The sequence below is a fragment of the Mesorhizobium sp. M0306 genome, from assembly GCF_040321655.1.
In the GTDB taxonomy this organism is placed as follows: domain Bacteria; phylum Pseudomonadota; class Alphaproteobacteria; order Rhizobiales; family Rhizobiaceae; genus Mesorhizobium.
Window position 1 is genome coordinate 39907 of sequence record NZ_JAMYRY010000003.1, and the last position, 13195, is coordinate 53101.

At 60.6% G+C, this 13195-nt stretch carries 10 protein-coding genes; 8 read left to right on the forward strand and 2 right to left on the reverse strand.

Going from position 1 to position 13195, the window contains the following annotated elements; translation table 11 throughout:
• Positions 1-112: 112 nt before the first annotated feature.
• Positions 113-967, forward strand: coding sequence for an MBL fold metallo-hydrolase (locus NKI95_RS07170; RefSeq protein WP_352715333.1), 855 nt, complete (start codon positions 113-115; stop codon positions 965-967).
• Between the two features lie 90 nt (positions 968-1057).
• Here NKI95_RS07170 and NKI95_RS07175 read toward each other — a convergent pair whose 3' ends face one another.
• Positions 1058-1834, reverse strand: coding sequence for a polysaccharide deacetylase family protein (locus NKI95_RS07175; protein WP_352715334.1), 777 nt, complete (start codon positions 1832-1834; stop codon positions 1058-1060).
• Positions 1831-2919 carry a glycosyltransferase family 4 protein gene (locus tag NKI95_RS07180; protein ID WP_352715336.1) on the reverse strand — a complete coding sequence of 363 codons (1089 nt, stop codon included), beginning with the start codon at positions 2917-2919 and terminating at the stop codon, positions 1831-1833. Before NKI95_RS07180 ends, NKI95_RS07175 begins: the two co-directional genes overlap by 4 nt.
• A gap of 92 nt (positions 2920-3011) precedes the next feature.
• Between NKI95_RS07180 and NKI95_RS07185 the strand changes: the two genes are divergently transcribed.
• The 7 genes from NKI95_RS07185 to NKI95_RS07215 all read left to right on the forward strand — a co-directional run bounded on the left by NKI95_RS07185 (position 3012) and on the right by NKI95_RS07215 (position 13132).
• A complete protein-coding gene (locus NKI95_RS07185) occupies positions 3012-4172 on the forward strand; it encodes a DUF3095 domain-containing protein (RefSeq protein ID WP_352468858.1) in 1161 nt (386 codons plus the stop codon).
• 105 nt (positions 4173-4277) lie between these two features.
• On the forward strand, positions 4278-5621 hold the full coding sequence (locus NKI95_RS07190) for a nucleotide sugar dehydrogenase (protein ID WP_352715337.1): 1344 nt from the start codon (positions 4278-4280) through the stop codon (positions 5619-5621).
• 51 nt (positions 5622-5672) lie between these two features.
• Positions 5673-7013: an adenylate/guanylate cyclase domain-containing protein gene (locus NKI95_RS07195; RefSeq protein ID WP_352715338.1), complete on the forward strand. Its 1341-nt coding sequence runs from the start codon at positions 5673-5675 to the stop codon at positions 7011-7013.
• A 149-nt stretch (positions 7014-7162) separates the two neighbouring features.
• The gene (locus NKI95_RS07200) at positions 7163-9058 is read left to right on the forward strand and encodes an ABC transporter ATP-binding protein (RefSeq protein ID WP_352715340.1); all 1896 of its coding nucleotides are present in this window, start codon (positions 7163-7165) and stop codon (positions 9056-9058) included.
• The gene (locus NKI95_RS07205; protein WP_352715342.1) at positions 9055-10953 is read left to right on the forward strand and encodes an ABC transporter substrate-binding protein; all 1899 of its coding nucleotides are present in this window, start codon (positions 9055-9057) and stop codon (positions 10951-10953) included. Before NKI95_RS07200 ends, NKI95_RS07205 begins: the two co-directional genes overlap by 4 nt.
• A 2-nt stretch (positions 10954-10955) precedes the next feature.
• Complete coding sequence (locus NKI95_RS07210; protein ID WP_352570080.1) at positions 10956-11954, forward strand: ABC transporter permease; 999 nt, start codon at positions 10956-10958, stop codon at positions 11952-11954.
• Positions 11951-13132, forward strand: coding sequence for an ABC transporter permease (locus tag NKI95_RS07215; RefSeq protein WP_352715344.1), 1182 nt, complete (start codon positions 11951-11953; stop codon positions 13130-13132). Before NKI95_RS07210 ends, NKI95_RS07215 begins: the two co-directional genes overlap by 4 nt.
• Positions 13133-13195 lie beyond the last annotated feature (63 nt).

Genomic DNA, 13195 nt, shown 5'->3' on the forward strand with positions numbered 1-13195 from the left:
GCGCTCGATCCTCGTCGTCGTGATGGCACTGTCCTCTTGCTGAGAAGGTCACCCGGAGAAAGCCTGTCTCGCGTAGCAGCAGTTGTTTGGCTAAGATGGGCGAAGGGGTAGCATGGTCGACGACGTTTTCCTGGTCAGGTTTTGGGGTGTCCGCGGCAGCATTTCGGTATCAGGGCCAGAATTCTCTCGCTATGGCGGCAACTCAATCTGCATTGAGATGCGATGCGGTAAGCATACGCTTCTGTTCGACGCAGGCTCTGGCCTACGGCCTGCCGGCGGGGCGCTTCAGGCGTTGGGCGTGACCGATTTCGACCTGCTGTTCACCCATTGCCATTACGATCACATCATCGGGCTGCCGTCTTTTGCGCCGATCTATGACCCGGGCGTCAAGGTTACGCTTTGGTCCGGGCATCTTGCAGGACACATGACGACCCGGCAGATGGTCGATGAGTTCATGCGGCCGCCGTGGTTTCCGGTGAAACTGGAGATCTGCAAGGCAAGCCTCGACTATCGCGATTTCGTATCCGGAGACGTGCTTCGCCCGCGCGAAGGGGTGGTGGTCCGAACCGGCAGTCTTATCCATCCGGGCGGCTGCGTAGGCTACCGGGTCGAATGGGGCGGCCGCGTCGTGGCGGTGATCACAGACACTGAGCACGAGCCGGACAAACTCGATCAGGCGGTGCTCGGCCTGATCGAAGATGCCGACCTCGTCATTTACGATTGCACCTACACCGAGGAGGAAATGGAACGCCGCCGCGGTTACGGGCACTCGACATGGCAACAGGGCGTCAAGCTCTGTGAGGCGGCCGGTGCGCGCGGGCTTGCGCTGTTTCACCACGATCCGACACGCACCGACAAGGAACTGGACAAGATCGAGAAACTGGCCAAGGACAGGTTTACCGGCGCTTTTGCCGCGCGGGATGGCCAGACGCTCAAACTTCCAGTCTCATTGCGCAAAAAGCGCTGAGCTATTTTCCTCTAGAGCGCTTCACCGTTTCACAGAAACGGCGAAGCGCTCTATCTCTTTGTTTTGACGCAATTCCGGACGGAAAACCGTTCACACTTTTCCTGGAATTGCTCTACCGGCGCTGCGCCCGATCAATGTCCTGATCGGAAGCCATGCGCAGGCTTCAGTCTGTACGGTGACGGTGAACAGCCGTTCGAGGAAAAGCCAGGCCGATTCATCATGTACGAGATGATGGGTGAGCAGGCCGACCGGTTCGCCGCCATCGAATGCATGCTGCAATTGCGCGATGATAGCCTGAACCAATAGGCCGTGATCGCGGCAGCCGCGCGTGCCATGCCAATCCATGATGTCGACATTGCTGTTGATGACCGCCAGTGAAGCCCGCCTCGGCGGCCCATAGACCGACAATGCCGCAAATCCTATCGATCCAAGGTCGGATACCAAGCCGGCGTCGATCCTGTTCCAGGGTGGCACCAGCATCGGCACGGCACGTGCGCCGTGCAGGCCGGTTACGTGCGACAGCCCGCGAGCCAGATCATCGAGCACCGCCTCGCGTGGCCGATGCGCGCCGAGCTCCTGCTTTTTCTGGCCCTCGGGCGCATGATTTCGGTGCGCCCAGCCATGGATGGCGACCGTGGCATGCGGCGCCTCGTCAAGCCGAACGACAAGCTTCTCGTCGGTCAGGGCGGGAATGACGGCCAGAGTCACCGGAACCGCGAATTTACCGGTGAGGTCGAGCAGCCGATCAAGCGCAGGCGTCGGATCCACGGCGTCATCGTCGCGCAGCCAGAACTCTGCCTTACGGTCCGCCCGTTGCCGGCTCGCCAGTTCCTCCACCAAGGGTTGCCAGATCTGGTCGGATGTCATGAAACCGGGATCTTCGCGAGAAGTTCGGCCAGACGCGCCGCCGCAGCACCGAGAGAACGTTCTACGAGGATGAAACGTCTGGCTTCTGTGGCCATGATGGATCTTTCGTCGTTACGGGCCAGAAGCCTTTCAATGGCAGAAGCGAACGCCGCCACATCGCCCGGCGGGGTGAGAAACCCGGCCTGGCCATCCCGCACGACCTCCGGCACGCCGGCGATGTCCTGAGCCACAACCGGAAGGCCGGCGGCCTGTGCTTCAAGATAGGCAACGCCAAAGGCCTCGCCGAAACCCGGCCAGACGTAAATTCCCCCACTGTAGAGGACATCCGGCACGGCGGCTGGCTCAATCGCGCCAAGCCATTCGATACGGTCGGCGGGCAAGCCGGCGAATTGCGCTTTGACCTCTTCGCGGGCAGGTCCGTCCCCGACGACCGACATGGTCCAGGGCAGGTGACCGATCGAACCGAGCGCTTGCGCCAGCATGCGATAGCTTTCGACTTTGTCGCCCGGGCGCATCATGGCGACGGTAACGAGGCGCGTCGGACAACCCCGTGCCGGCGTTTCCCGGAATACCGATGTGTCGATGAAGGGCGAAAGCATGCCGAAAGCGGCGTCGGGTATCGCATCTGCCAGTCCCTGACGATCCCTTTGCGTGAAGCAGATGTTCAGCGCCGCCTGTTCGACGGCTCGCGCCACCAACGCTTGCGTATCGGCCCACAAACCGGTGTTGCGCCGCCTCGAATATGAGGCTTCCGCTGTCACATAGGGGACACCAAAGGCCAACGCCAGCTCGGGCCCGATCAGGTCGGGCGCCTTGTAATAGGGATGATAGGTGAACCACAGATCGGGCTTGCCGTCACGATCCCAAAGCCTTGCCAGCCGCGCGGCTTCCTCCCGGGCCTCGATCTTGAGCGCATCGAAACTTTTCGAATCCGGTTCGCGTAGATAGAAGCGTAATTCGGATGCCAGTTCGACGCTATGCCCTCCATGCTCCAGCGCCTTGACCAGCATCCGTGCCATCTGGCGGTCGCCGGAGGCAACGGGATGGTTGGGTGACTTTAGCGGCGCGTAGAAAGCAATTCGCATCGCCGGACCGTATCATCGGAAAGCCTGCGCAAGTCAATTTCGAAGCATGATCGACTTCACCTTCAAGCAGTGGAATGTGCTATCTGATGCTCATGGAAACAGTTGCCGCGTCCGATCCGTTTGTCGCTTCCCTGCCGGTCTTCGCAAAGTTCGAAAGCGTTGCCGATATCGATAACTATCGGCCTCTCCCCGATAACTGGGCGCTGGCCACCGCCGACATCGTCGGCTCGACCAAGGCGATCGAGGCGGGGCGCTATAAAACCGTCAATATGGCCGGCGCCAGCGTCATTTCGGCGCTGCTCAATGCGCTGGGTAGGCAAGATCTTCCCTTTGTCTTCGGCGGCGACGGCGCGCTCGTGGCGTTTCCCGGCTCGGCGCTGGAGATCACCCGCAACGCGCTGGCGGCTGTCCAGAGATGGGTGGCGGACGAACTGGATCTGACCTTGCGTGCCGCAATCGTGCCGATAAAGGATATAAGAGCGCAAGGCCTCGACGTTCGCGTGGCGAGGTTCCAGGCCTCCGATGCGGTCTTCTATGCCATGTTCGCAGGCGGTGGCGGCAGTTGGGCGGAAGCCGAGATGAAAGCGGGGCGCTACCGCATCGATCCTGCGCCGGCCGGCACGCGGCCGGATCTGACCGGCCTCTCGTGCCGCTGGAACCCGATCGAAGCCCGGCATGGCGAAATCGTCTCGATCATAGCCATACCGGGGGCGTCGCGCGACTTGCGCGGTTTTCAGTTTCTGGTTTCCGACATCATCGCCCTTGCCGGCAGGCAGGAACGCGATGGCCACCCGGTGCCGGTGAACGGGCCGGACTACAGTGTGCTGCCCGCCGGCCTCGATATCGAGGCGCGTGCCACGGCGCCGGCAGGACGGCGGTGGCTGTCGAAGCTGTGGATAGTGTTCCTGATGACGCTTACGGCCGTCACCGATAGATATGGCTGGACGATCGGCAGATTCGATCCGAAGATCTACAAACGCGACGTGGCCAGCAATTCGGATTTCCGGAAGTTCGACGACGGCTTGAAGATGACCATCGACGTTGACGCGGATGTGTTGCGACGGATCGAGAACCGGCTGAAGCAGGCGGAAGAGGCGGGCATCTGCAACTATGGCCTGCACCGCCAGAAATCGGCCTTGATGACATGCCTCGTCGCCTCGCCGCTGCAGCGCGATCACGTTCATTTCATCGATGGCGCCGCCGGCGGCTATGCGATGGCTGCCGCAAGCCTGAAGGCGAAGGTGCCAGTCTGACGGCTTGCGGACATCGATTTTCCGCAATATGCCTCGGGGTTCTTGGGACCGGTGAGCCTCGCCATGGGCGCGGACAGCCTGTCCGAATTGACGGGAAGCAGATTTTTGGACGCCTCACGATCGACATATGACCGTCTTCTGAACCGGATTTCGACGCGTGCCGCGCAAGTCGGCGTGATCGGACTGGGCTATGTCGGGCTGCCGCTGGCGGTTGCGATCGCACGCGCCGGCTTCCCGGTTTCCGGCTTCGACGTCGAAGCCCAGAAGGTCGAGAGCCTGAACAACGGCCAATCCTATATCGAGGCGGTGACGTCGACAGCCCTTGCCGGCCAGGTGGCGAGCGGACGGTTCCGCGCCACTGCGGATTTTGCCGAACTGGCCGTCTGCGATGTCATCATCATCTGCGTTCCGACACCGCTGACGAAACACCGCGAGCCGGACCTCTCCTTTGTCAGGAACACGGCAGGCACCATCGCGAAGCATTTACGTCTCGGCCAGCTGATCGTGCTGGAATCGACTACCTATCCTGGCACCACCGACGACGTGATCAAGCCCATCTTGGAAAAAACGGGCTTGCGGTCGAAGATAGACTTCTTCCTCGGCTTCTCGCCCGAACGCGAGGATCCCGGCAACCGCAGCTTTGAAGTCGCGACGATTCCCAAGGTCGTGGCAGGTGACGGCATCGAAGCGGCGACGCTCGTGCAGGCTTTCTACCAGGGCGTGGTCAAGACCGTCGTTCCGGTTTCCACCACGGCGACCGCCGAGGCGGTCAAGCTGACGGAAAACATCTTCCGCTCGGTCAACATAGCCCTCGTCAACGAGTTGAAGGTCTTGCTCGGTGCGATGGGAATCGACATCTGGGAGGTGATCGAGGCGGCAAAGACCAAGCCCTTCGGCTACATGCCTTTCTATCCTGGCCCTGGACTTGGCGGGCACTGCGTTCCGATCGATCCCTTCTACCTGACGTGGAAGGCGCGCGAATACGAACTGCCGACCCGCTTCATCGAGCTGGCGGCAGAGATCAACACGGCTATGCCGCGTCATGTGGTCGACGAACTGGCGAAGGCGCTGGACCAGCGCTGCGGCAAGGCGCTCAGCCGCTCGCGCATTCTCATCATCGGGCTCGCCTATAAGAAGAATGTGCCCGACATCCGCGAAAGCCCCTCATTGCGGCTCATTGAACTCATCGAGGAATGGGGCGGCAAGGCGGAATTCCACGATCCGCATGTTACCGAAATCCCGACCACACGGGAGCATATGGCGATCAAGGGGCGTCGCTCGGTCGAATTGACCGACGTGGCCTTGAAGGATTTCGACGCTGTCGTCGTTGCAACCGACCACGACGCGATCGACTATCAGGCGATCGCGGATCACGCTCTACTGATTGTCGACACACGCAATATTTTTGGCCGCCTCGGGCTAGCCCGAGAGACGGTGGTGAAGGCCTGACGGCGTCCGAGCCGGCGAATTTGTGGCGAATCAAGGAGATTTCGAGATAGCATGAGCACAGCGCAAGCAGAAATTTCTGCCATTCTCATGGACAAGGTTGCCGATTGGCTGACCCAATCGGCGTTGGCCGGCGACGACCTGGAGACACTGGTAAAGGGCTTTTGTGAACGGCTGGCTGCTGCCGGCCTGCCGTTGAAGCGGGTGCATTTGAGCTTTTCGATGCTCCATCCGCTTTATGACGCGCTTGGCTTCACCTGGCTCCGCGGCCAGGGCCTGGAAGTGGAAGGCTTCCGCCATGAGGACGGCGTTCCTTCCGACAGATTCCTGACCAGCCCATACTACCATCTGCTCAGCCACAAGCTCGACCATCTGCGGCGCCGGCTCGACCCGTCGGTGCCGTCGGAATTTCCTGTTTTCGATGACCTCAAGCTTATGGGCGTCACCGATTACATGGCTTTCGTCCATCCCTTCAGCGGCAACACCAGTCAGGGCATGATCGGGTCTTGGTCCACCGACAGTGCTGCAGGCTTCAGCGACAACATGATTTCGGCGCTGCTGCGGATCCAGAACCATCTCGCTATCGCAACCAAGATGGCGGTGCTCACCAAGCTTGCCGACAACATGATGACCACTTATCTCGGCGGCGACGCCGGCAGGCGGGTGCTGGACGGCCAGATCAAGCGCGGCGAGGGCGACACAATCCGGGCTGCACTGGTCATGGCCGATATGCGCGGGTCGACAAGGCTTGCCGAAACCTCCGGCCGCGAAATCTATATCGATACGCTGAACCAGTTTTTCGATGCCATTGCTGCACCTTTCAATCGCAGAGGCGGGCAGATCATGAGTTTCCTGGGGGATGGCTTCATTGCCGTCTACCCTTGCGAAAGGCACCGTGCGCAGTCCGAGATCGCCTGCCGGGCTGCCCTTGCGGCAGCGCACAAGGCCACCGCGCGCATGATGGATCTCAATCTGCGCAGAAAGGAGCAGCGGTTGGGCGACATTAAATTCGGTATCGGCCTGCATGTCGGCAATGTGATGTTCGGCAATGTCGGGCTTACCGACCGGCTCACATTCTCTGCCTTCGGCTCGGCTGTAAACGAGGTCCAGCGCCTTCAGACCCTGACCAAGAAATATTCGCACAGCGTTCTCGCCAGCGAAGATTTCGCCGGCTATTGCAGCGCCAATAGCTGGCTGACGCTCGGCAAGGAGGAACTGGCGGGCACCAAGAAGAAGCTGACGGTGCTTTCACCCGATTTGTCGGGTGCTCTCGCACTCGATGAAGACGGTGCGCTGGAGCCGATTTACGACCGAATATCGGACGCCGAGCAGGTCATGCTGCTTCATCGCGATGCCGCGCGGCTGTCGGCGGGCGACCCGAGGAAGCTCCAGTAACCGCCACGATCTGATCCGAACGCGTTTGGTATGCAGTCCGGTCGCCGGTTCCGCCAGGGAACTGGCGACTGTTCGAATCCAAGTTGCTCTAGGCTGGCAATGCGGTAGTCTCGCCTTCTGGACCTGCCAGAGTGGGGGCTGGTGTGAGAATGAATTTGGGCGTTGATCTGCTGCGAATCGAGGATGTTGGCATCTCTTTTGCCATTATAGGGGGACCGTTGCATGCCGTCAGGCGTGCAAATCTTCGCGTCCTGCCCGGCAAGGTTACCGCGCTTGTGGGCGAGTCCGGTTCCGGAAAATCGGTTCTCAGCCAGGCAGTGATGGGCATTTTGCCGAACACAGCCCATGTTCGCGGCCGTATCCTGTTTTCCGATCCTGAAAAGCCCGGCACGACGCAGGATATCCTGCAGATGCCGCGTGACGGACCCGAAATCCGGGCGTTGAGAGGCAGCCGCATCGGCAAAATATTTCAGGAGCCGATGACATCACTGTCGCCGCTGCATACGATCGGCAATCAGGTGAGCGAATCCCTGCAGATTCATACGCCCATGGCTCGGGTGAAGCGCAAGGCGCGGACCGAGGAAATGCTCGGACTTGTCGGCTTTCCCAACCCCAAGCGCGCCTATGACATGTATCCCTTTGAACTTTCGGGAGGATTGCGTCAACGCGCAATGATCGCCATGGCGCTTATCTGCCGGCCCGCCCTGTTGATCGCCGACGAGCCGACGACGGCGTTGGACGTCACCATCCAGGCGCAAATCCTGCAATTGCTGCGCGAGCTTCAGACGAAGCTGAACATGGCGATGCTGCTGATCACACACGACCTTGGCGTAGTCGCCAATGTCGCCGACGAGGTCGTGGTCATGTACCATGGCGAGATCATGGAAGCGGGACCTGTGGAGGCGATATTCCGCCGGCCAGGCCACCCTTACCTGAAGGGCCTGATGGCAGCCGTTCCGCATTTCGACCTGAAGCCCGGCGAAAGGCTAAAGGCGCTCCGCGAGGTGCCGGTGAATGTCGGGAACCTGCTCGGCAAGCAGACGGCGCCGGCATCGAAGGGGCCGGACGACCTCCTGCTGTCGGTCAGGGATCTGACAAAGACCTTCACGATCCGCAAGTCCGGATGGTTCGGCGGAGATCATCAAACCTCTGTTCGCGCCGTGGACGGCGTGAGCTTTGATATCAGGCGGGGTGAGTGCCTGGGTCTTGTCGGCGAAAGCGGCTCCGGCAAAACCACCGTCAGCAAGATCCTCATGCGGGCTGTCACCCCTAGCGGCGGCTCTGTGATCTTCAACGGCCGGGATGGTCCGATCGACGTCTTGGAAGCCGAGGGAGACGCGCTGCGCCTGTTGCGCGCGAAAATCCAGATGGTCTTTCAGGATCCGGTTTCGTCGCTTTCACCTCGCATGACGGTGGAGAACATCTTGAGCGAGCCGCTGGAAATCCATCAACGCGGCAATGCCGCGTCCCGACTCGCCACGGTCAAGAGCCTGATGGAGGCAATCGGGCTCGATCCGCGCTTCATCAAGCGTTATCCGCACAGTTTCTCCGGCGGGCAGCGTCAGCGTATCGGCATCGCGCGCGCGTTGGCGCTGGGGCCTGAACTCCTGATCTGCGACGAGCCGGTTTCGGCGCTCGATGTCTCTGTCCAGGCGCAGATCCTAAACCTCCTGAAGGACCTGCAGAAGGAGCTGGGCCTGACCTACCTGTTCATATCCCACAACCTGGCGGTGGTGGACTACATGGCAGACCGCATCGCGGTGATGTGCGGCGGGCGTATCGTCGAGCTCGCGCCGCGCGAAATTCTGCTTAGGAAACCTATCCACCCCTACACGCGCTCACTGGTCGCCGCAGTACCTTTCCCCGATCTCGACAGGCCGATGGATTTCAAGACGCTGAAACTCAGCGGCGCTTCCGACACCAGCGCATGGGGGCCGCAATTCCGCGACGAGGGCGACGAGGATATGCTGTCGCCGCTCGATCTTGGCGGCGGCCACCTCGTGCTGGCCCGACGTTCGGCCGATGTCAGCGAGCTACGCCATTGATCAGCCGGCGCACCGTCCTTGGACTCATGGCTTCGGCATTTCTGCCGGGCACGTTGCACGCCGGCGATTTGGAGCCGGAATTTCTTGAGCCGCAGCTGAAGGCCAGAGCGCTGCCGGCACTCGCCGAACGCCTGCCCAAGCGCCCGCGCGCGTTGAATCTCGCTGCGATGGGCCGGCAGCCCGGCCAATATGGCGGCACGCTGCGCACGATCATCGGCAGCCAGAAAGATATCCGGATGATGACGATCTACGGGTACGCTCGCCTGGTCGGCTATGACGAAAAGCTTAACCTGCAAGCCGACATTCTCGAAAGTTTCGATGTAGCGGATGATCGTGTATTCACTTTCAAGATACGAGAAGGACATAAATGGTCTGACGGTAGCCTGCTGACGTCGGAGGATTTTCGCTATTGCTGGGAAGATGTCTGGCTGAACGATGAGCTTTCGCAAGGCGGGCTCGCCCCGGCCCTGCTGGCGGACGGCAAGCCGCCACGCTTCGAGATCGTCGATCCGTTGACGGTCCGCTATAGTTGGGATGCGCCCAATCCCGACTTCCTGCCCAAGCTCGCCGCTGCTTCGCCCCTATCGCTTGTTCTGCCAGCCGCCTATCTCAAGCAGTTCCACAAGAAATACCAGGATCCATTCCGGCTCGCCGGCCTAATGAAGGAGAACCGGGCCCAGAAATGGACGCTCTTGCATATCCGCATGTCGCGGCAGTATCGCCCGGAGAACCCGGAACTGCCGACGCTCGATCCCTGGCAGAACCGGACCAAGCCGCCGGCTGAGCAGTTCGTCTTCGAGCGGAACCCGTTCTTTCATCGAATAGACGAGAATGGCCGGCAACTGCCCTATGTTGACCGGATTGTCATGAATGTCAGCTCGTCGGCGATCATTTCCGCCAAGACCGGTGCGGGCGAGAGCGACCTGCAAGCCATGGGAATTGACTTCAGCGATTACTCCTTCCTGAAGGATACGGAGAAGCGCTACCCGGTGAAGATGCATCTCTGGAAACGCACACAGGGTTCGCGGCTGGCGCTGCTGCCCAATCTGAATTGTGCCGACCAGGTGTGGCGTGGCCTTTTTCGTGACGTGCGGGTGCGCCGCGCACTTTCGCTCGCTGTGGACAGGCGCGAGATCAATTTGGCTGTGTTCTACGGATTAGCGCAGGAAAGTGCCGATACGGTCCTGCCTGAGAGCCCGCTCTACCGGCCGGAATTCGCGAAAGCCTGGGTCGCCCATGATCCCGACCAGGCCAATGCCCTGCTCGACGAGGTCGGGCTTCAGGCGCGTGACGATGACGGCCTGCGGATACTTCCCGACGGACGCTCGGCGCAGCTGGTAGTGGAAACGGCCGGCGAAAGCACGCTGGAAACCGACGCGCTCGAGCTCATCACCGATCACTGGCGCAAGATCGGCATCGCCCTGTTCATCCGGACTTCGCAGCGCGACATCTTCCGCAGCCGCGCGCTTGGTGGCCAGATCATGATGTCGATGTGGTCGGGCATCGACAATGGTGTGCCGACCGCCGACATGAACCCGTACCAACTGGCCCCCACCGTCGACGACCAGCTGCAATGGCCGCTCTGGGGTGCTCACTACTTGTCCCGTGGCAAGGTCGGTGAAGCGCCCGATCTTCCGCCTGTGGTCGAGTTGATGGCTTTGCTCAAGCGCTGGAACGCATCGACCGAAGCCACGGAGCGCGCCGAAATCTGGAATTCAATGCTGTCGATCTATACCGATCAGGTGTTTTCGATCGGCACGGTGAACGGAACGCATCAGCCGATTCTGGCATCCTCGCGGCTGCGCAATCTGCCTGACAAGGCGCTCTACGGCTACGACCCGACCGCCTATTTCGGTGTCTACATGCCGGATACATTCTGGCTTGGAGAGTCCTGAGCGTGCTTCGATATTTTGTCTGGCGCATCGCCGTGATGGTTCCAACGCTGCTGGTCATATCGGCACTGGTGTTCACGATCATCGAACTTCCCCCAGGCGACTATTTCGACAGCTATGTTGCCGAGCTTCGGGCTCAGGGCGAAGCGGTGGATTCCGATCGCATCGAGATGATGCGCAAGGAATATGGTTTCGACAAGCCACCGGTCATTCGCTACTTCTACTGGGTCGGCGGGATGCTGCACGGCGATTTCGGCTATTCCTTCGAATATGAGCTGCCGGTTCGCGACGTCGTCGGGGACCGAATGTGGCTGACGGTGCTGGTTTCCTTCGTCACGATCATCTTCACCTGGCTCATCGCCTTTCCGATCGGCATGTACTCCGCCACGCATCAATACAGCTGGGGCGACTACGGCCTGACTTTCTTCGGCCTTCTCGGCCTTGCCATTCCGAACTTCATGCTGGCGCTGATCCTGATGTATTTCGCCAACATCTGGTTCGGCACGTCCATCGGCCATCTCATGGACCAGCAATATCTCGGCGAGCCGATGAGCTGGGCCAAGGCGAAGTCGATCCTCGCCCATCTCTGGATCCCGGTCTTGATCATCGGCACCGGGGGCACGGCAAGCATGATCCGGCGGCTGCGCGCCAATCTGCTCGATGAGCTACATAAGCAATATGTCGTGACCGCGCGCGCCAAAGGCCTTCATCCCTTCAGGGCGCTGGTCAAATATCCGCTGCGCATGGCGCTCAATTTCTTCATTTCAGACATCGGCTCTATCCTGCCCGCCATCATCTCCGGCGCCGAAATCACGGCGATCGTGCTGTCTTTGGAAACGACCGGGCCGATGCTGATCAAGGCGCTCCAAAGCCAGGACATGTATCTGGCAGGGTCGTTCCTGATGTTTCTCGCCTTCCTGACGGTCATCGGCGTCCTGATTTCCGACCTGGCGCTGGCGCTACTTGATCCGCGAATTCGTTTGCAAGGCGGCAGCACCAAATGAACACGCAATCGCCGCTGCCCGCTCCGGGTGCCCCACTGCAACACTACGTTTCCATCGAGCCCTTTGACCTGCAGTCCGTCGAGGCGATGACGCCGGAGCAGGAGAAGGTCTTTCAGGCGTCGCAGTTGCGGCTGATGTGGTGGAAATTCCGTCGGCACCGGCTTGCCCTTGTATCCGGCATATTCCTGGCAGCGCTCTATTTCGGGATACTGATCTGCGAGTTCCTGGCGCCCTACGATCTGCACACGCGCAACATGGACTACATCTATTCGCCGCCGCAGCGGGTGCACCTGTTCCACAACGGCCAGTTCGTCGGGCCGTTCGTCTATGGCCGCCAGATGAGGCTGGATATGGACACGCTCAAGCGGAACTACATCGAGAGACAGGATGATGTTCAGCGGATCCGTTTCTTCTGCAAGGGCGACAGTTACCGGTTCTGGGGCCTGATCGAAGGTGACAGGCATTTTGTCTGCCCCGCCGAAAACGGCCAGCTCTTTCTAGCCGGCACTGACAGGCTGGGGCGCGATGTGCTCTCGCGCATCATCTATGGCGCACGCATTTCACTGACAATCGGCCTCGTCGGCATCAGTTTCAGCTTCCTGCTCGGCATTGTCATCGGCGGACTGGCCGGCTATCACGGCGGTATCTTCGACCTGATCGTTCAACGGATAATCGAAGTTCTGCAATCGATCCCCAGCATTCCGCTATGGCTGGCTCTGGCGGCGATCATGCCGATAACCTGGAGTCCGATCCTGATCTATTTCGGCATCACCGTCATCCTCGGGCTGCTCGACTGGACCGGACTGGCGCGGGCCGTGCGTTCAAAGCTTCTAGCCTTGCGCGAGGAGGATTACGTTCTGGCCGCGCAGTTGATGGGCGCCAGAAGCAGCCGCATCATCGGGCGGCATCTCATTCCCGGCTTCATGTCGCATCTGATCGCGACGGCGACGATCTCCATACCCGGCATGATCCTGGGCGAGACGGCGCTGAGCTTCCTCGGGCTCGGCCTGAGGGCACCGATAACCAGCTGGGGCATCCTGCTCACCGAGGCGCGCAGCGTCAGCGTGATCGCGTTCTATCCATGGCTGCTTTTGCCGATGCTCCCCGTCGTTCTCGTCATCTTGGCGTTCAACTTCCTCGGCGACGGCTTGCGGGACGCCGCGGACCCGTACAAGTGACATCGCTATTCCGCCGCGCCAGTGCCGCCGACTCCACCCGGTACGATCCTTGTCGGCAGCCTG